Below are 16,872 nucleotides of genomic sequence, written 5' to 3' on the forward strand. Positions count from 1 at the left end.
TTGCCGCCCATTTCTCCTCCGTCCTGCCCGCGTTCGCCGATCGCGATCATAAAAAATTAAAACGCCGTTTTAATTTATTGACTCCCTGACCGCCTTGCGTGGAGACTGGCGGCTATTGCTTCTTCTTTAGCCAGGGCTTATTGACGATGACTATCCGAAATCTCGCCGTGATCGGCGAATGCATGATCGAGCTGTCGCAGCAGGGCGCACAGCTGACGCGCGGCTTTGGCGGCGATACCCTCAACACCGCCGTCTACCTCGCCCGCCAAATGCCGGAACAGACGCTACGGGTGCATTATGTCACCGCACTCGGCACCGACAGTTTCAGCGGCGACATGCTGCAGGCCTGGCGGCAGGAGAAGATCGAGACCGGGTTGATTCAGCAATTCGACAACAAGCTGCCGGGCCTGTACCTCATCGAAACCGACGCCGCCGGCGAACGTACTTTCTCCTACTGGCGCAATGACGCCGCCGCCCGGTATTGGCTTGCGGGACCGCAGGCCGACGCACTGTGCGAACGGCTGGCGCAGTTCGATTACTTGTACCTCAGCGGCATTAGCCTGGCGATCCTCGCGCCTGCCGATCGCATGAAACTGCTGGCGCTGCTGCGCCGCTGTCGCGCCAACGGCGGCAAGGTGATCTTCGACAACAATTACCGTCCGCGCCTGTGGCAAAGCCGTGAGGAAACGCAGCAGGCCTACCGCGAGGTGCTGGCCTGTACCGACATCGCTTTTCTGACGCTGGATGACGAAGAGTTGCTGTGGGGAGCGCAGCCTATCGAACAGGCGGTAGCTCGCACGCAGGCGCTCGGCGTCGGCGAGATCGTCATCAAACGCGGCGCGCACGCCTGCCTGGTGTTCAGTATGGCAGGGGAGAAACTTGAGGTGCCGGCGATCGCGCTGCCGCCAGAGCGTGTCGTCGACACCACCGCAGCGGGCGATTCTTTCAGCGCCGGTTACCTGGCGGCCCGCCTGAACGGCGGCAGCGCCCAACGGGCGGCGCAGCGCGGCCATCTGCTGGCCGCTACGGTGATCCAGCATCGCGGCGCCATCATTCCCGCCGCAATGATGCCGGAGGCATAAAAAAAGCCGGCATCGCTGCCGGCTCTTTCTCTTTGTGCTTTGCCTTGCGGAAAATCAGCCCGCGACGGCGATGCGTTTCATATCGGTCATGTAGCCGCGCAGTTTACGGCCGACGGTTTCGATAGGGTGGCTGCGCACCGCTTCGTTCACGTCGCGCAGCTGCGCATTGTCCACCGCCGTACCCGCCACAGCTTTGCCCAAATCGCCCGCCTGCAGGGTGGTCATGAAGTCCTTCAGCAGCGGCACCGCCGCGTTGGCGAACAGGTAGTTGCCGTACTCTGCGGTATCGGAGATGACCACGTTCATTTCATACAGACGCTTACGCGCAATGGTGTTGGCGATCAGCGGCAGCTCGTGCAGCGACTCGTAGTAAGCCGACTCTTCGATGATGCCGGCATCGACCATGGTTTCGAACGCCAGCTCTACGCCCGCTTTCACCATCGCCACCATCAGCACGCCGTGATCGAAGTACTCTTGCTCGCTGATTTTGCCTTCAAACTGCGGTGCATTCTCGAATGCGGTTTTGCCGGTCTCTTCGCGCCAGGTCAGCAGTTTCACGTCGTCTTCCGCCCAGTCGGCCATCATGCCGCTGGAGAACGCGCCGGAGATGATGTCGTCCATGTGCTTCTGGAACAGCGGCGCCATGATGGTTTTCAGCTGTTCGGACAGCGCATAGGCGCGCAGCTTGGCCGGGTTGGACAGGCGATCCATCATCAGGGTGATGCCGCCCTGCTTCAGCGCTTCGGTGATGGTTTCCCAGCCGAACTGAATCAGTTTCTCGGCGTAAGCCGGATCGGTGCCCTCAGCAACCAGCTTGTCGAAGCACAGCAGCGAACCCGCCTGCAGCATGCCGCACAGAATGGTCTGCTCGCCCATCAAATCGGATTTCACTTCGGCGACGAAGGAAGACTCCAGCACGCCGGCGCGGTGGCCGCCGGTCGCCGCCGCCCAAGCCTTGGCGATCGCCATGCCTTCGCCTTTCGGATCGTTTTCCGGGTGAACCGCAATCAGGGTCGGCACGCCGAAGCCGCGCTTGTACTCTTCACGCACTTCGGTGCCCGGGCATTTCGGCGCAACCATCACCACGGTGATGTCTTTACGCACCTGCTCACCCACTTCAACGATGTTGAAGCCGTGGGAGTAACCCAGCGCCGCGCCGTCTTTCATCAGCGGCTGCACCGCGCGCACCACGGAAGAGTGCTGCTTGTCCGGCGTCAGGTTGACTACCAGATCCGCCTGCGGGATCAGGTCTTCGTAGGTGCCGACCTTGAAGCCGTTTTCGGTCGCCTTGCGCCAGGAAGCGCGCTTCTCGTCGATCGCTTCTTTGCGCAGGGCATAGGCGACATCCAGACCGGAATCGCGCATGTTCAGACCCTGGTTCAGCCCCTGGGCGCCACAGCCGACAATCACCACTTTTTTACCTTTCAGGTAGCCGGCTTCGTCAGCAAATTCGTCGCGCGCCATAAAGCGGCATTTACCCAATTGCGCCAACTGCTGACGCAGGTTCAATGTGTTGAAATAGTTAGCCATGGTGGTACTCCGGTTTGATGTTGTCTTGCATTGTTATTTTCATTCCCCGCCCTGTCTGTGCGGAGATTCGTTAAACTCAATGTATAACAGGAAATGCGTTGCTTAAATTGATATATTGAGAACGTGATATTGCAATTTTTGCAACACTCTCACTGCGAGCGTATCGATATGGATTTACGTGATTTAAAGCTGTTCCTGCATCTGGCCGAAAGCCATCACTTCGGGCGCACCGCCAAGGCGATGCACGTCAGCCCGTCGACGCTCTCCCGCCAGATCCAGCGGCTGGAAGAGATCCTCGGGCAGCCGCTGTTCCTGCGCGATAACCGCACCGTGCAGCTCACCGACGCCGGCGAACAGCTGAAAGAATTCGCCCAGCAAACGCTGCTGCAATATCAGCAGCTGAAGCACTCGCTCGGCCAGCACGGCCCTTCGCTGAGCGGCGAACTGCGGCTGTTCTGCTCGGTGACCGCCGCGTACAGCCACCTGCCGCCGATCCTCGACCGCTTCCGCGCGCAGCACCCGCTGGTAGAGATCAAGCTGACCACCGGCGACGCCGCCGACGCGGTCGACAAGGTGCAGTCCAACGAGGCCGATCTCGGCATCGCCGGCCGGCCGGAAACGCTGCCCGCCAGCGTGGCGTTCACCAAAATCGGCGAAATTCCGCTGGTGCTGATCGCGCCGGCGCTGCCCTGCGCGGTGCGCAGCCAGGCGTTCGCCGACAAGCCCGACTGGGCCGAGATCCCCTTCATCTTGCCGGAGCACGGCCCTTCGCGAAAACGCATCGAACTGTGGTTCCGCCGTCACCGCATCAGCAATCCGCTGATTTACGCCACCGTCGGCGGCCACGAAGCCATCGTGTCGATGGTGGCCCTGGGCTGCGGCATCGCGCTGATCCCGAGCGTAGTGGTGGACAATAGCCCGGAACCGGTGCGCAACCGCATCTCGCAGTTGGATAACATCTCGATGGTCGAACCGTTCGAGTTGGGGGTCTGCGTCCAGAAAAAACGCCTCAGCGATCCGCTGATCGACGCCTTTTGGCGATTGCTGCATCCCCGCTGACGCGGGGTTTTTACAGGTCGGCCGGATCGACCTGTTTCATCGCCTCCACCTGCATCAGCCAGTGATAGAGCGGCTCAAGCTGCAAAAATGCCCCGGCCAGCAGCGGCGCCAGATCGGCGTTGAACAGCTTTTCCACCGCGCTGTCGCTGACCATCACCGCGAACGATTTGCGGTTGTACCAGGTGGCGATCTCCGCCGCCTGCTCCTTGACCAGCGGACGCTTGTAGCTCTCGCCCACCAGCTCGAACGGCGGCCGGCAACAGGCGGCCACCTCCAGGAAAGGCTGCGGCCGCTGTTTCAGCGTATGGCGGAACAGATCCATGGTCGGCTTGTTGGCGCTGTAGTAACCGAGCCCATAGCGCAGCATGTCCGGCCCCAGTTCGAAAAAGTAGACCGGCGCATCTTTCCAGTCTTTGCTCGGGCGCTTGAACGTCAGCCACATGCGGCTGCGGTAGCGCGACTTGTCGTGAGAAAACCGTGTATCGCGATGAATGCGCGACAGCGTTTTGCCGATCGCCGGGCGAGTCTCGAACTGCGGATCGATCGCCAGCATGCCGGGAGCAAGCTGCTCCACCAGCGCGCGAAACGGCGCCAGCAGCTCGCGATCGTAGATGTCGCGGTTGCCGTCGAACCACGCCTTATCGTTCTCGATCCGCACCTGCTGCAGGAAATTCAGACCCTGCTGGCTAAAGCCGGAGAAAGGTTGCGTCATAAGTTTTTCCGTTCTGACGGTTTATCGGGTATTGCGCAGATCTTCCCTCTGCCAACGGCGTTTGATAAACACGCGCCGACGCGTGCGGAAATAGGCGACATACAGGTAGAACGCCGCCCGGTTGCTGAACAGCGCCCCGCCAACCGCGCCCCCCAGCAGCAGGGCGCCGGTGGCGATGCCGGTCATGCCCGCCGCCCACGCCGCCGCGCCGCCGAGGCAACACAGACCGAGCATGCCAAGGTAATATTGCAGCAATACCACCCCACTGTTTTTACCCTGCACCAGTTGGAACAGGATCAGCGTCATCCACACCGCCACGATCGCGCCGCTGCCCATCAACACGGCGGCGGAGGTCTTGCCGCTCCAGGCGGCCGCCACATCCGTGACCAGACCCATCACGCCCGCCAGGCCCAGCATCAGGCACACCATCAGCAGCATGACGTTGCCGACGCCCGGTGGTGACAGCCGCTGGCCCGGCGTCAGGAAATGCTGCTCGAGCTGCGCATCCACGCCGGCGAAAAGCGCACGATCGCGCGCCGCGATTTGGCTTTCCATTTCCCGGCCTTCTACCGCTAAACGGGACAACCGGTCGGATAAACCCACCGGACTCACCCCTGCAAAAAGAAGCGGAACGCCGGGTTGTCGGTTTCGTCGTGGCAATCGTAGCCCAGCGCCTGCAGGTGCCGCTCGAATTCCGGCTCGCTTTGCGCCAGTTCGAAGGCCGCCAGCACCCGGCCGAAGTCGGTGCCGTGGCTGCGATAGTGGAACAGCGAGATGTTCCAGTGCGTGCCCAGCGTCTGCAGGAACTTCAGCAGCGCGCCCGGCGACTCCGGAAACTCAAAGCTGTACAGCCGTTCGCGCAGCGGCTTCGACGGACGCCCGCCCACCATGTAGCGCACGTGCAGTTTAGCCATCTCGTCGTCCGACAGATCCACCACCTGATAACCGTCGGCGTTGAGTTCGTCGATGATCTCCCGCCGTTCGGCGTGGCCGCGCGTCAGCCGCACGCCGACGAAAATGCAGGCGTTGTCGGCATCGGCGTAGCGGTAGTTGAATTCGGTCACCGAGCGCCCGCCCAGCAGTTGGCAGAACTTGAGGAAGCTGCCCTGCTGTTCCGGAATGGTCACCGCCAGCAGCGCTTCGCGCTGTTCGCCCAGTTCACAACGCTCGGAAACGTAGCGCAGCCCGTGGAAGTTGAGATTGGCGCCGGACAGCACGTGCGCGAGACGCTCACCCTGAATGTTGTGCTGCTGGACGTACTTTTTCAGCCCCGCCAAAGCCAGCGCGCCGGAAGGCTCGGCAATGGCGCGCACGTCCTCGAACAGATCTTTGACCGCCGCGCAGATGGCGTCGCTGTCCACGGTGATCACGTCGTCCAGATACTCACGGCACAGGCGGAAGGTTTCGTCGCCGATGCGCTTCACCGCCACGCCTTCGGCGAACAGCCCGACGCGCGCCAGATCCACTGGATGGCCGGCATCCAGCGCCGCGCGCAGGCAGGCGGAGTCTTCCGCTTCGACGCCGATCACTTTGATCTGCGGCATCAGCTGTTTGATCAGCACCGCCACCCCGGCGGCCAGGCCGCCGCCGCCGACCGGCACGAAAACCCGATCCAGATGCGCGTCTTGCTGCAGCAGCTCCATCGCCAGCGTGCCCTGCCCGGCGATCACCGTCGGGTGATCGAACGGCGGCACAAAGGTCATGCCCTGCTGTTGGGAAAGCTCGATCGCCTTCGCTTTTGCCTCGTCGAAATTGGCGCCGTGCAGCAACACTTCACCGCCGAAGCCGCGCACCGCATCCACCTTGATGTCCGCGGTGGACACCGGCATCACGATCAGCGTTTTGATCCCCAGCCGTTTACCGGAGAAGGCGACGCCCTGCGCGTGGTTGCCGGCTGAAGCCGTCACGACGCCGCGCGCCTTCTGCTCTTCGTCCAGCCCGGCGATCATCGCATAGGCCCCGCGCAGCTTGAAGCTGTGCACCGGCTGGCGATCTTCGCGCTTCACCAAAATGGTGTTGCCGAGACGCGAAGAGATTTTGCTCATGACCTGCAACGGGGTGACTTGCGCCACCTCGTAAACCGGCGAGCGCAATACCGCTCGCAGATATTCCGCGCCGCAGGGGGCGCTGGGTAGGGGTTGAGAGACCGCCATGCTGCTTATCCCCCCAGTTTGCTCTTGTCGCGCACCGCGCCTTTGTCGGCGCTGGTGGCCAACGAGGCGTAGGCGCGCAGCGCGAAGGACACCTGACGTTCACGATTTTTCGGCGTCCAGGCCGCGTCGCCGCGCGCCAGTTCCGCCTCATGCCGCGCCGCCAACTCCTGCTCGCTGACATCCAGCTGGATGCCGCGATGAGGAATGTCGATCGCGATCATGTCGCCGTCCTGCACCAGGGCGATCAGGCCGCCGTTAGCCGCTTCCGGCGAAGCGTGGCCGATGGACAACCCGGAGGTGCCGCCGGAGAAACGCCCGTCGGTGATCAGCGCGCACGCCTTGCCCAGCCCCATCGATTTCAGGTAGGTGGTTGGGTAAAGCATTTCCTGCATGCCCGGCCCGCCTTTCGGCCCTTCGTAGCGAATCACCACTACGTCGCCCGCTACCACTTTGCCGCCGAGGATCGCTTCTACCGCGTCGTCCTGGCTTTCATACACTTTGGCCGGGCCGCGAAAGGTGAGGATTTCCTTGTCGACGCCGGCGGTTTTGACGATGCAGCCGTTTTCCGCCAGGTTGCCGTACAGCACCGCCAATCCGCCGTCCTGACTGTAAGCGTGCTCACGGGTGCGGATGCAACCTTCCTTGCGGTCGGTGTCCAGCGAATCCCAACGGCAATCCTGGGAGAATGCCTGCGTGGTGCGGATACCGGCCGGCCCGGCGGAGTACATTTTCTTGACGCTTTCGTCGCGGGTCAGCATCACGTCGTAGGCTTCCAGCGTCTGCGGCAGGGTCAGCCCCAATACGTTGTTCACCTCGCGGTTCAGCAAGCCGGCGCGATCCAACTCGCCGAGGATGCCGATCACGCCGCCGGCGCGGTGTACGTCTTCCATGAGATATTTCTGCGTGCTCGGCGCCACCTTGCACAGGTGCGGCACTTTTCGCGACAGGCGATCGATGTCTTCCATGGTGAAGTCCACCTCGCCTTCCTGCGCCGAAGCCAACAGGTGCAGCACGGTGTTGGTCGAACCGCCCATGGCGATATCCAGCGTCATGGCGTTTTCGAACGCCGCCTTGTTGGCGATATTGCGCGGCAGCGCGCTTTCGTCATCCTGCTCGTAATAACGTTTGGTCAGCTCGACGATGCGCTTGCCGGCGTTGAGGAACAGTTCCTTGCGATCGGCGTGGGTGGCCAGCAGCGAACCGTTGCCCGGCTGCGACAGGCCCAGCGCTTCGGTCAGGCAGTTCATCGAGTTGGCGGTGAACATGCCGGAGCAGGAACCGCAGGTCGGGCAGGCGGAACGCTCGATCTGCTCGCTGTCGGCGTCGCTGACGTTCGGGTTCGCGCCCTGGATCATCGCGTCCACCAGATCCAGCTTGATGATCTGGTTGGAGAGTTTGGTTTTGCCGGCTTCCATCGGGCCGCCGGAAACGAAGATCACCGGGATGTTCAGGCGCAACGCCGCCATCAGCATGCCCGGGGTGATTTTGTCGCAGTTGGAGATGCACACCATTGCGTCGGCGCAGTGGGCGTTCACCATGTATTCGACCGAGTCGGCGATCAGCTCGCGCGACGGCAGGGAATAGAGCATGCCGCCGTGGCCCATGGCGATGCCGTCATCCACCGCGATGGTGTTGAACTCTTTGGCCACGCCGCCTGAAGCCTCGATCTGTTCGGCGACCAGTTTGCCCAGATCGCGCAGATGCACGTGGCCCGGCACGAACTGGGTAAAGGAGTTGACCACGGCGATGATCGGCTTGCCGAAATCGGCGTCGGTCATCCCGGTCGCGCGCCACAATGCGCGGGCACCCGCCATATTGCGGCCGTGGGTGGTGGTGGCGGAACGGTACTTAGGCATGCTCTTTTCACTCCAAATGTATTTATGGCAGGCGGCGAACGAACCGCCTGGATATTTCTTATCTTGTCTGTCTTGTCGTCCGCCACGCTGCGCGGCGAGCCTTGTCGTTACGGGTTTACCGGATCCAGCCACCCGTATTTGTCTTCGGTCTTGCCGCTGAACAGGCCGAAGAACGCCTGTTGGATCTGTTTGGTCACCGGGCCGCATTTGCCGATACCGACCTGAATGCCGTCCACGCTGCGCACCGGCGTGATTTCCGCCGCGGTGCCGGACATGAACACTTCGTCGGCCAGGTACAGCGATTCGCGCGACAGCACCTGCTCGCGCACCTCGAAGCCCATGTCTTTCGCCAGCTTAATGATCGCGTCGCGGGTGATGCCCGGCAGCGCCGACGAGGTGAACGGCGGGGTATAGAGCACGCCGTCTTTCACTTCAAACAGGTTCTCGCCCGCCCCTTCGGAAATGTAGCCGTGCACGTCGAGCGCGATGCCTTCCTGATAGCCGTGGCGGCGCGCTTCGCTGCCCACCAGCAGGGAGGAAAGATAGTTGCCGCCGGCCTTGGCCGCAGTGGGGATCGTGTTTGGTGCGACGCGGTGCCAGGAGGAGACCATCGCATCGATGCCTTGATCCAGCGCTTCTTCACCCAAATAAGCGCCCCAAGGAAACGCCGCGATAATCACGTCCGTTTTATAACCGGCCGGCGGGTTGACGCCCATGCCGACATCGCCGACGAACACCAGCGGACGAATGTACGCGCTGACCAGGTTATTCTTGCGCAGCGTAGCGCGGCAGGCTTCCATCAGCTCGTCGACGCTTTGCAACACCGGCATGCGGTAGATTTTCGCCGAATCGTGCAGGCGCTGCATATGCTCGCGATGACGGAATACCACCGGCCCCAAGTGCGAGTCATAGCAGCGTACGCCTTCAAATACCGACGTGCCGTAATGCAACGCGTGCGACATCACGTGCACTTTGGCCTCGGCCCAAGGAACCATCTCACCATTGAACCAAATGTAATCGGCTTTCTTTGTCATTGTTATTTATCCTTCTCGGCGCCTCAGGCGCGTATTTGTTGTGATGTTGGCTGCTGGATCTCGACGCAGGAGACGTCCATCAGTTTGCTTAATTGAGATGACAACAGGGCGACCGGACGCGGGCTGGCAACGGTCAATTCGATATTGATGCTGTCGGCGTTGGCCGGGGAAACCATATTCATAGCACAAACCTGAAAGCCGCGATGACGCACGACCCGCAATACGCGCTCTAACATTTCGGGGCGAAAACGCGCCTGGATCGAGAGTTGATGCTGCATCATGATATTTCCTCCAACATGGTTTCGTTGCCGGCGCCCGGCGGCACCAGCGGCCAGACGTTTTCGAGTTCGTCGATAGAGACCTGCAGCAGATAAGGGCCTTCGGTGTTGAACAGCGCCTCGAGCGCGCTCTCCACCTGATCCTTGCGGCTGATGCGCTGGCCGGGAATGCCGAAGGCGGCGGCCAGCATCAGGAAGTCGGGATTATCGGACAGGTTGGTTTCGCTGTAGCGGCCGTCGAAGAACAGCTGCTGCCATTGGCGCACCATTCCGAGGCGCTGGTTGTCCAGCAGCACGATCTTCAGCGGCAGCTGTTTGCGCTTAATGGTGCCCAGTTCTTGCACGTTCATCATGAAGGAGCCATCGCCCGAGACGCAGATCACCGTATCTTGCGGACGCGCGATCTGGGCCCCGACCGCCGCCGGCACGCCGAACCCCATGGTGCCGAGGCCGCTGGAGGTGATGAAATTCTCCGGGCGTTCGAACGTCATGTGCTGCGCGCTCCACATCTGGTGCTGGCCGACGTCGGTGGTCACCACGCTGTTGGCCGGCTTGCGGGCGGAGAGCTGGCGCAAGAACAGCGGCGCGTAAATCGGCTGGCCGGGATGATCGTAGCGGCAGGCGTGATCGGCTTTCAGCGCCGTCACCCGTTGCCGCCAGGCGGCGATGTTCAGCGGGCGCTGCAACGCCGACAGCAACGCTTTCAGATCGCCCTGCAGGGCCACATGCGCCTGGCGCAGCTTGCTCATCTCCGCCGGGTCGATATCCATGTGGATCACTTTGGCGTGCGGCGCGAAGGCATTCAGCTTGCCGGTCACGCGGTCATCGAAACGCGCGCCGACGGCGATCAGCAGATCGCACTCCTGTACTGCCAGGTTAGCGGCCTTGGTGCCGTGCATGCCCAACATGCCAAGGTACAGCGGATCTTGCGCATCCGGCGCGCCCAGCCCCTTCAGGGTGGCGACGTTCGGCATGCGGGTCACCGCGATGAACTCGCGCAGCGCCGGCACCGCCTGCGCCATGCCCACGCCGCCGCCAACGTACAGCATCGGTTTATGCGCCTGCGCCAGCAGCTCAGCCGCCTCGGCCAACGCCGCCGTCGGTAATGCCGGCGCTTCATCGACCGGCATCAAATGCGGATGCAGGTCGCCTTGCGCCAGCTGGATGTCTTTCGGGATATCGATCAGCACCGGACCAGGACGGCCGCCGGCGGCGATGGCGAAAGCTTCCGCCATGATGCCCGGCAAGGCATCCAGCGATTCCACCAGGAAGCTGTGCTTGGTGCAGGCCAGAGACAGGCCGAGAACATCGATCTCCTGAAAGGCATCGGTGCCGATCAGCGCGGACCCCACCTGACCGGTGATGGCGACAACGGGAACGGAATCGAGCAGCGCATCCGCCAACCCGGTGATCAGGTTGGTGGCGCCGGGACCGGAAGTGGCGATACAGACACCGACTTTGCCGGTGGCGCGGGCGTAACCGATGGCGGCCATGGCGGCGCCCTGTTCATGGCGGCACAGCAGGTGTTCCACGCCGCCGTCGTACAGCGCATCATACACCGGCATGATTGCCCCGCCCGGATAGCCGAATACGGTATCCACACCCTGCGCACGCAACGCTTGAACTACCCACTGAGCGCCATTCATAGTTATTTCCTCGCCTTACTTCGACAACCGCAGGATTTTGTTCTGTTTTTCATGCTCTGCCCCTTGCTCCACTTTTCTCTTGCCAATAAAAAACCCCCGGACCTGACGGTGCGGGGGTTCTCTTGCGATTCCGGCTTGTTTGCTAAGCCTTTCTTCGTCCAAGTGCAGCCCCGCACGGTGGGATAATAATCACCACCACGCTAATCACGACTAGGCTAATCACTTGGGCAAAGGCTTTCATAATGGGTTTGTTCACTGTGCTCATTCAGAACTAATGCTTACAGAGGTACCACAGCCGCGCGCGACATGACAACACTTTTTTTGCGTTATTATTCGGCGCAATCTGGTCATACCTCACGCGAATCGCCCGGATTTCACACGTTGGCGCGCATACCTGGATTTTTCACCGCGCCGGTGATGGCCTTGCCGCGCGTATCCTTGCCGAAGAACACCAACAGAGCGATCGCCACCGCCACCGTCCCGGCAACCATGGCCATCGCCAGGCCGTAATTATGCCCATGATGCTCGGCGAGGGTGGCTTGCAGCGTGGCGTTGACCGAAGCGATCAGGTTGCCCAGCTGATACACGAACCCCGGCAGCACCGCGCGGGTATTGGCCGGTACCAGCTCGGTCAGGTAGGTCGGCACCACGCCCCAGGCGCCCTGCACCATGAATTGCATCAGGAAAGCGCCGATCCCGAGCATCAGCGAACCGCTGGAAAACGCCCACAGCGGGATCACCGGTAACGCCAACAATGCGGCGATGATAATCGCTTTTTTGCGGCCGATTTTTTCCGATAACGAACCGAAGAAAACGCCGCCGATAATTGACGCGATATTGTAGCTAATGGCGATGATACTGACGGTTTTCGGATCGAAACCGTGCTGAACTTTCAGAAATACCGGATACAGATCCTGCGTGCCGTGAGAGAAGAAATTGAACGCCGCCATCAGCAGCACCAGATAGCAGCACAGCTTCCAGTGGCTCTTCAACACCGGCAGCAAGGCGCTGCTTTCTTTACGTTCACGCGCCGCCAGCCACACCGGCGACTCCTGCACGCAATAATAAATAAACGGCAGCAGCAGGATCGGCGCCGCGCCGATGACGAACATGCCGCGCCAGCCGACCGTTTCGAACAGCAGGCCGTACACCACCGCCGCCAGCAGATAACCGAACGGATAGCCGGCCTGGAAAATGCCCGACATCAAGCCGCGCGAGCGGTCCGGTATGGTTTCCATCGCCAATGATGACGCCACGCCCCAGATACCGCCCATCGCAACGCCGTACAACACTCGTAACAGCAAGAAGACCGTCAGCGAGGGCGCGGCGGCGGAGAGCAGCTCAAACACCGAGAAGAAGACGATATTCAGCATCAGGATCGGTTTGCGGCCATATTTTTCCGCAGCGCGCCCGAAGATCAGCGCGCCGATCGGCCGCACCGCCAGCGTGAGCAGAATCGCCAACGTGACCTGTTCCAGGCCGACGTGAAAGGATTGTGCGATGTCGCTGAGTAAGAATACCAGCACGAAAAAATCGAAAGCGTCGAGCGTCCAGCTTGAAAAACTGGCGATTGCCGCATTGCGTTGCAGCGGGGTCCAACCAAACATAGTGTTATCCCTACCGTAGAGTACGAAGTCAGGAGATTTAGCGGCTGCCGGGCAGACTGCGGCGGCGGTCGGAGTGTGTTAAAGAAGTGATTTTTCTTTTAATCAATTGTTAAATACACCCATCAAGCCTATGGCTGCAATGCGTACAGGCCGCTAATGTGTTGCAGGCTTCAGCAAATTGTTAATGGGTATTGCCATAGGCTGCGAGGCGGTTCGCACAATTTCGTTCAATTCGATGAAAATCAGTGATTATGCTGCGAGTTTCATGGAAAAAATGCCAAGAACGCCGCGCGGCACCTGGATAAATCGCGCATCATGCCGCTCTCAGCAAGGAGAGCGATATGTCACTGGCGGTAATCTATAGCCGCGCCATCATCGGCGTTCAGGCCCCTTCCGTAACGGTAGAGGTGCATATCAGCAATGGCCTGCCCGGCCTGACGCTGGTTGGCCTGCCGGAAACCACGGTAAAAGAGGCGCGCGATCGGGTGCGCAGCGCCCTGATCAACAACGGTTTCACCTTTCCCGCCCGCCGCATCACCGTCAATTTGGCACCGGCCGATCTGCCGAAAGAAGGCGGGCGCTACGATCTGCCGATTGCGCTGGCGATCCTCGCCGCCTCCGAGCAACTGCCCCTCGCCCCGTTGGCACGCTACGAGTTTCTTGGCGAACTGGCGCTGTCCGGCGCGCTGCGCGCGGTCAGAGGCGCCATCCCGGCGGCGCTGGCGGCGGCTGACGCCGGGCGACAATTGGTCCTCTCCACGGACAACGCCGCCGAGGTCGGCCTGATCGCGCAGTCACAATCCCATACTGCCCAACACCTGTTGGAGGTCTGTGCCTTTTTGCTCGGTCAGGGCGAGCTGCCGGTGGCCGTCACGCCTCCCGCGGCAGACAACCCGCATGAAAACGCCGATCTGCGCGACATCATCGGCCAAGAGCAGGCCAAGCGGGCATTAGAGATCGCCGCCGCCGGCGGGCATAACCTGCTGCTGATTGGGCCGCCGGGCACCGGTAAAACCATGCTGGCCAGCCGACTGACTGGCTTACTGCCGCCGCTAACGGAACCTGAGGCGCTGGAAAGCCTGGCGGTCGCCAGCTTGCAGCATCCTGTTCTCACCGCTTTGCCATGGCGCCAGAGGCCATTTCGCGCACCGCATCACAGCGCATCGATGGCGGCGTTGGTCGGCGGCGGCTCACTGCCGCGCCCGGGTGAGATATCTATGGCGCATAACGGCGTGCTGTTTCTGGATGAGCTGCCGGAATTCGAGCGTAAGGTGCTGGATGCGCTGCGTGAACCGCTGGAATCCGGCGAGATCGTGATTTCACGTGCCAACGCCAAGGTCTGCTTCCCGGCCAAGGTGCAATTGATCGCGGCGATGAATCCCAGCCCAACCGGGCATTACCAGGGCATGCATAATCGCGCCTCGCCGCAGCAGGTGCTGCGCTACCTGGCCCGGCTGTCAGGGCCTTTTCTCGATCGTTTCGATCTGTCTATCGAAGTGCCGCTGTTACCTCCAGGCACGCTCAGTAAGCGGCAAACTCAGGGAGAAAGCAGCGAGCAGGTGCGGGAAAGAGTGCGACAGGCACGCACCCGGCAGCTCGAACGCGCCGGTAAAATCAACGCGCTGTTAAACAACCGTGAAGTGGAACGGGATTGCGTGTTGCAGGCGGCAGACGCCGAGTTTTTGGAAGCGACATTAAACGCGTTGGGGTTATCGGTCCGCGCCTGGCAGCGCATCTTGAAAGTGGCGCGCACGCTGGCGGATTTGGCGGGGGATGCCGAGATCGGCAGGCGCCACCTCAGCGAAGCGCTGAGCTATCGCAGTATGGACCGTCTGCTGTTACAACTGCATCGTAGTCTGGAATAGAAAATGGAGCCCGAAGGCCCCATCGTCTTTAGTCTTCGCTGTCGCTGTAATCTTCTACTGCGTCAGCCTGCGGCTTACCGCCGGACAGCGTATGGAATTTCTTCGGGCGACGTGTGCGCGCCAGATATTTAGCCCATACTTTTTCCTGCTCGGTAGCCGCTTCGCGCTCACCGCGGCACACTGCGACGAACAGCTGTTCTTCTTCAGTGGCCGGCTGGCGTTTGCCCGAGTCCAGCTCGTTAAACGCGTAGCCGAAGCGCTCTAGCAATTGCGCCTCTTTAATGGTGAAATCGCCGTGACGGGAGAACCCGCGAGGGTAATGTTTATTATCAAAAAAACGATTGGTCGTGGTGAAGCTATCCGCCATCTGACACGCTCCTAATTCTCTTATGGCCGTGCTGTTTATGGCGCGGAGTATTAGATAGGCTTGACAGCGTGTAAAACAAAACATTTAAATCTTAACGACAAATTTTTTTGGAGATAGGTGTGGATACCGAATTACTGAAAACCTTTTTGGAGGTCAGTAGAACGCGTCACTTTGGCAGAGCCGCAGAATCTTTGTACTTAACGCAGTCCGCGGTCAGTTTCCGCATCCGTCAGTTAGAAAACCAGTTGGGCGCAAATTTATTTACCCGTCATCGCAATAACATCCGCCTGACGCCTGCCGGCGAGCGGCTTCTGCCCTATGCCGAAAGCCTGATGAACACCTGGCAGTTGGCGAAGAAAGAGGTCGTGCGTTCACTGCAACATACCGAGCTGTCGATCGGCGCGACTGCCTCGTTGTGGGAGGCTTATTTGACCCCCTGGTTGCAGTCTCTCTATCAACAAAGAGAGGCGCTGCAGCTCGAAGCCAGGGTGGCCTTAAGGCACTCTTTGGTAAAGCAACTGCATGAAAGGCAGCTCGATTTACTGATCACCACTGAGCCGCCAAAGATGGACGAACTGGCCAGCCAGCAACTGGGCAATTTCTCATTACGCCTGTTCTCATCCGCGCGTCGTGACAAGCAATCCCCCATGCCGTACATCAAGCTGGAATGGGGGGCCGACTTCCACCAACAGGAAAACCGCATGTTGGAAGGTGATAACGTGCCGGTACTCACGACCACCTCGGCACACCTGACGCGTCAGTTGCTGGAAACCACAGGCGGATGCGCTTTCCTGCCCAGCCAGTGGGAAAAAGAGTATCCGCAGTTGCTTGCCGCCGCCGAGATCCCGCCGATTGTCCGCCCACTGTATGCCGTCTGGTTGCAAAACAGCGATCAACAGCCTTTGATTCGGCAATTACTTAAAATACCTTTAAATACCGCAGCCTAAAGCGCTATGGCGGCCTTAAAAGCCGCCGCCGTGGTCATGGCTGTCTATCATGCCAAAAACCGCCCATCGCCTTCTGAGAGAAGAAAATGCAAAATGGTAGGAGAATCAGGAGGTCGGCGGAGGTAAAGATCGAAAGATCATAAGGCAACTCGGATCAGATAGACATCAGCATAGAGCAGCCAATGCGCTCTTTTCCAAAGCGGGAATGCTCTAAGGGAAGGGATAATAGGTAAAAAAAAACCCTTTGCTTTCGCAAAGGGTTCTTAATATGGCAGGGGCGGAGAGACTCGAACTCGCGACACCCGGTTTTGGAGACCGTTGCTCTACCAACTGAGCTACGCCCCTAAATCTCGCTTAACATTATGCCTGCTAAAAAAGCAGGCATAATTAAATAAGTGGCGGAACGGACGGGGCTCGAACCCGCGACCCCCTGCGTGACAGGCAGGTATTCTAACCAACTGAACTACCGCTCCACCGATTCTTTTACGTTGTATCTTTCGATACCGGCAATATCGCGCTTTGCGACTTGCGCATTACCAGTCGTCACACTGATAACGTTTATTTGATGCCTGGCAGTGTCCTACTCTCGCATGGGGAGACCCCACACTACCATCGGCGCTACGGCGTTTCACTTCTGAGTTCGGCATGGGGTCAGGTGGGACCACCGCGCTATTGCCGCCAGGCAAATTCTGTTTCATTCCAACCGCTTCACTTCCATGAAGCCATCAGAACCAAT

The 16,872-nt window shown here is 60.3% G+C and carries 15 protein-coding genes, 2 tRNA genes and 1 rRNA gene; 4 read left to right on the forward strand and 14 right to left on the reverse strand.

Annotated elements, in window-relative coordinates; genetic code table 11:
* Positions 1–146: 146 nt before the first annotated feature.
* Complete coding sequence (locus ACORQT_RS23450) at positions 147–1,082, forward strand: sugar kinase (RefSeq protein WP_444859292.1); 936 nt, start codon at positions 147–149, stop codon at positions 1,080–1,082.
* A gap of 54 nt (positions 1,083–1,136) precedes the next feature.
* On the opposite strand, the gene ilvC is transcribed toward ACORQT_RS23450, so the two are convergent.
* Complete coding sequence (ilvC, locus tag ACORQT_RS23455; protein WP_033636408.1) at positions 1,137–2,612, reverse strand: ketol-acid reductoisomerase; 1,476 nt, start codon at positions 2,610–2,612, stop codon at positions 1,137–1,139.
* Between the two features lie 168 nt (positions 2,613–2,780).
* On the opposite strand from ilvC, the gene ilvY reads away from it, so the two are divergent.
* The gene (gene ilvY, locus ACORQT_RS23460; RefSeq protein ID WP_004929971.1) at positions 2,781–3,671 is read left to right on the forward strand and encodes an HTH-type transcriptional activator IlvY; all 891 of its coding nucleotides are present in this window, start codon (positions 2,781–2,783) and stop codon (positions 3,669–3,671) included.
* Between the two features lie 10 nt (positions 3,672–3,681).
* On the opposite strand, the gene ACORQT_RS23465 is transcribed toward ilvY, so the two are convergent.
* The 9 genes from ACORQT_RS23465 to ACORQT_RS23505 all read right to left on the reverse strand — a co-directional run bounded on the left by ACORQT_RS23465 (position 3,682) and on the right by ACORQT_RS23505 (position 12,957).
* Positions 3,682–4,383 carry a DUF2461 domain-containing protein gene (locus tag ACORQT_RS23465; RefSeq protein WP_069100090.1) on the reverse strand — a complete coding sequence of 234 codons (702 nt, stop codon included), beginning with the start codon at positions 4,381–4,383 and terminating at the stop codon, positions 3,682–3,684.
* Between the two features lie 21 nt (positions 4,384–4,404).
* Positions 4,405–4,938 (reverse strand): hypothetical protein, encoded by a 534-nt coding sequence (locus ACORQT_RS23470; RefSeq protein WP_046687959.1) that lies wholly within the window; start codon positions 4,936–4,938, stop codon positions 4,405–4,407.
* Positions 4,939–4,991: 53 nt separating this feature from the next.
* Positions 4,992–6,536 carry a threonine ammonia-lyase, biosynthetic gene (ilvA, locus tag ACORQT_RS23475; protein ID WP_164058032.1) on the reverse strand — a complete coding sequence of 515 codons (1,545 nt, stop codon included), beginning with the start codon at positions 6,534–6,536 and terminating at the stop codon, positions 4,992–4,994.
* Positions 6,537–6,541: 5 nt separating this feature from the next.
* Complete coding sequence (gene ilvD / locus ACORQT_RS23480) at positions 6,542–8,392, reverse strand: dihydroxy-acid dehydratase (protein WP_444859293.1); 1,851 nt, start codon at positions 8,390–8,392, stop codon at positions 6,542–6,544.
* A gap of 107 nt (positions 8,393–8,499) precedes the next feature.
* Entirely contained in the window at positions 8,500–9,426 is a 927-nt protein-coding gene (locus tag ACORQT_RS23485) for a branched-chain amino acid transaminase (protein ID WP_164058033.1), read from the reverse strand.
* A gap of 23 nt (positions 9,427–9,449) precedes the next feature.
* A complete protein-coding gene (ilvM, locus tag ACORQT_RS23490) occupies positions 9,450–9,707 on the reverse strand; it encodes an acetolactate synthase 2 small subunit (RefSeq protein ID WP_004929955.1) in 258 nt (85 codons plus the stop codon).
* Entirely contained in the window at positions 9,704–11,350 is a 1,647-nt protein-coding gene (ilvG, locus tag ACORQT_RS23495; protein ID WP_089192419.1) for an acetolactate synthase 2 catalytic subunit, read from the reverse strand. The genes ilvM and ilvG overlap by 4 nt, the downstream gene beginning before the upstream one ends.
* 142 nt (positions 11,351–11,492) lie before the next feature.
* The gene (gene ilvL, locus ACORQT_RS23500; protein ID WP_013814970.1) at positions 11,493–11,591 is read right to left on the reverse strand and encodes an ilv operon leader peptide; all 99 of its coding nucleotides are present in this window, start codon (positions 11,589–11,591) and stop codon (positions 11,493–11,495) included.
* A 133-nt stretch (positions 11,592–11,724) separates the two neighbouring features.
* A complete protein-coding gene (locus ACORQT_RS23505; protein WP_033645380.1) occupies positions 11,725–12,957 on the reverse strand; it encodes an MFS transporter in 1,233 nt (410 codons plus the stop codon).
* 341 nt (positions 12,958–13,298) lie between these two features.
* Between ACORQT_RS23505 and ACORQT_RS23510 the strand changes: the two genes are divergently transcribed.
* Complete coding sequence (locus ACORQT_RS23510) at positions 13,299–14,822, forward strand: YifB family Mg chelatase-like AAA ATPase (protein WP_089192418.1); 1,524 nt, start codon at positions 13,299–13,301, stop codon at positions 14,820–14,822.
* Between the two features lie 28 nt (positions 14,823–14,850).
* Here the strand turns inward: ACORQT_RS23510 and ACORQT_RS23515 are convergent, their stop codons facing one another.
* On the reverse strand, positions 14,851–15,189 hold the full coding sequence (locus ACORQT_RS23515; RefSeq protein ID WP_004929946.1) for a DUF413 domain-containing protein: 339 nt from the start codon (positions 15,187–15,189) through the stop codon (positions 14,851–14,853).
* A gap of 119 nt (positions 15,190–15,308) precedes the next feature.
* On the opposite strand from ACORQT_RS23515, the gene hdfR reads away from it, so the two are divergent.
* Positions 15,309–16,136, forward strand: coding sequence for an HTH-type transcriptional regulator HdfR (gene hdfR / locus ACORQT_RS23520; protein ID WP_033645382.1), 828 nt, complete (start codon positions 15,309–15,311; stop codon positions 16,134–16,136).
* A 269-nt stretch (positions 16,137–16,405) separates the two neighbouring features.
* On the opposite strand, the gene ACORQT_RS23525 is transcribed toward hdfR, so the two are convergent.
* The 3 genes from ACORQT_RS23525 to rrf all read right to left on the reverse strand — a co-directional run bounded on the left by ACORQT_RS23525 (position 16,406) and on the right by rrf (position 16,819).
* Positions 16,406–16,481: transfer RNA gene (locus ACORQT_RS23525), tRNA-Trp, on the reverse strand.
* Positions 16,482–16,532: 51 nt separating this feature from the next.
* A tRNA-Asp gene (locus ACORQT_RS23530) sits at positions 16,533–16,609 on the reverse strand.
* Between the two features lie 94 nt (positions 16,610–16,703).
* Positions 16,704–16,819 (reverse strand): 5S ribosomal RNA (gene rrf, locus ACORQT_RS23535).
* Positions 16,820–16,872: the final 53 nt, after the last annotated feature.

The organism is Serratia sp. (in: enterobacteria), from assembly GCF_052400455.1.
In the GTDB taxonomy this organism is placed as follows: Bacteria; Pseudomonadota; Gammaproteobacteria; order Enterobacterales; family Enterobacteriaceae; genus Serratia; species Serratia ureilytica.

Coding starts and splice junctions, on each gene's coding strand:
- ilvA (WP_164058032.1), bottom strand. CDS start 6,536: ATGGCGGTCTCTCAACCCCTACCCAGCGCCCCCTGCGGCGCGGAATAT.
- ACORQT_RS23515 (WP_004929946.1), bottom strand. CDS start 15,189: ATGGCGGATAGCTTCACCACGACCAATCGTTTTTTTGATAATAAACAT.
- ACORQT_RS23450 (WP_444859292.1), top strand. CDS start 147: ATGACTATCCGAAATCTCGCCGTGATCGGCGAATGCATGATCGAGCTG.
- ilvL (WP_013814970.1), bottom strand. CDS start 11,591: ATGAAAGCCTTTGCCCAAGTGATTAGCCTAGTCGTGATTAGCGTGGTG.
- ACORQT_RS23465 (WP_069100090.1), bottom strand. CDS start 4,383: ATGACGCAACCTTTCTCCGGCTTTAGCCAGCAGGGTCTGAATTTCCTG.
- ilvD (WP_444859293.1), bottom strand. CDS start 8,392: ATGCCTAAGTACCGTTCCGCCACCACCACCCACGGCCGCAATATGGCG.
- ilvG (WP_089192419.1), bottom strand. CDS start 11,350: ATGAATGGCGCTCAGTGGGTAGTTCAAGCGTTGCGTGCGCAGGGTGTG.
- ACORQT_RS23470 (WP_046687959.1), bottom strand. CDS start 4,938: ATGGAAAGCCAAATCGCGGCGCGCGATCGTGCGCTTTTCGCCGGCGTG.
- ACORQT_RS23510 (WP_089192418.1), top strand. CDS start 13,299: ATGTCACTGGCGGTAATCTATAGCCGCGCCATCATCGGCGTTCAGGCC.
- ilvM (WP_004929955.1), bottom strand. CDS start 9,707: ATGATGCAGCATCAACTCTCGATCCAGGCGCGTTTTCGCCCCGAAATG.
- ACORQT_RS23485 (WP_164058033.1), bottom strand. CDS start 9,426: ATGACAAAGAAAGCCGATTACATTTGGTTCAATGGTGAGATGGTTCCT.
- ilvC (WP_033636408.1), bottom strand. CDS start 2,612: ATGGCTAACTATTTCAACACATTGAACCTGCGTCAGCAGTTGGCGCAA.
- ilvY (WP_004929971.1), top strand. CDS start 2,781: ATGGATTTACGTGATTTAAAGCTGTTCCTGCATCTGGCCGAAAGCCAT.
- ACORQT_RS23505 (WP_033645380.1), bottom strand. CDS start 12,957: ATGTTTGGTTGGACCCCGCTGCAACGCAATGCGGCAATCGCCAGTTTT.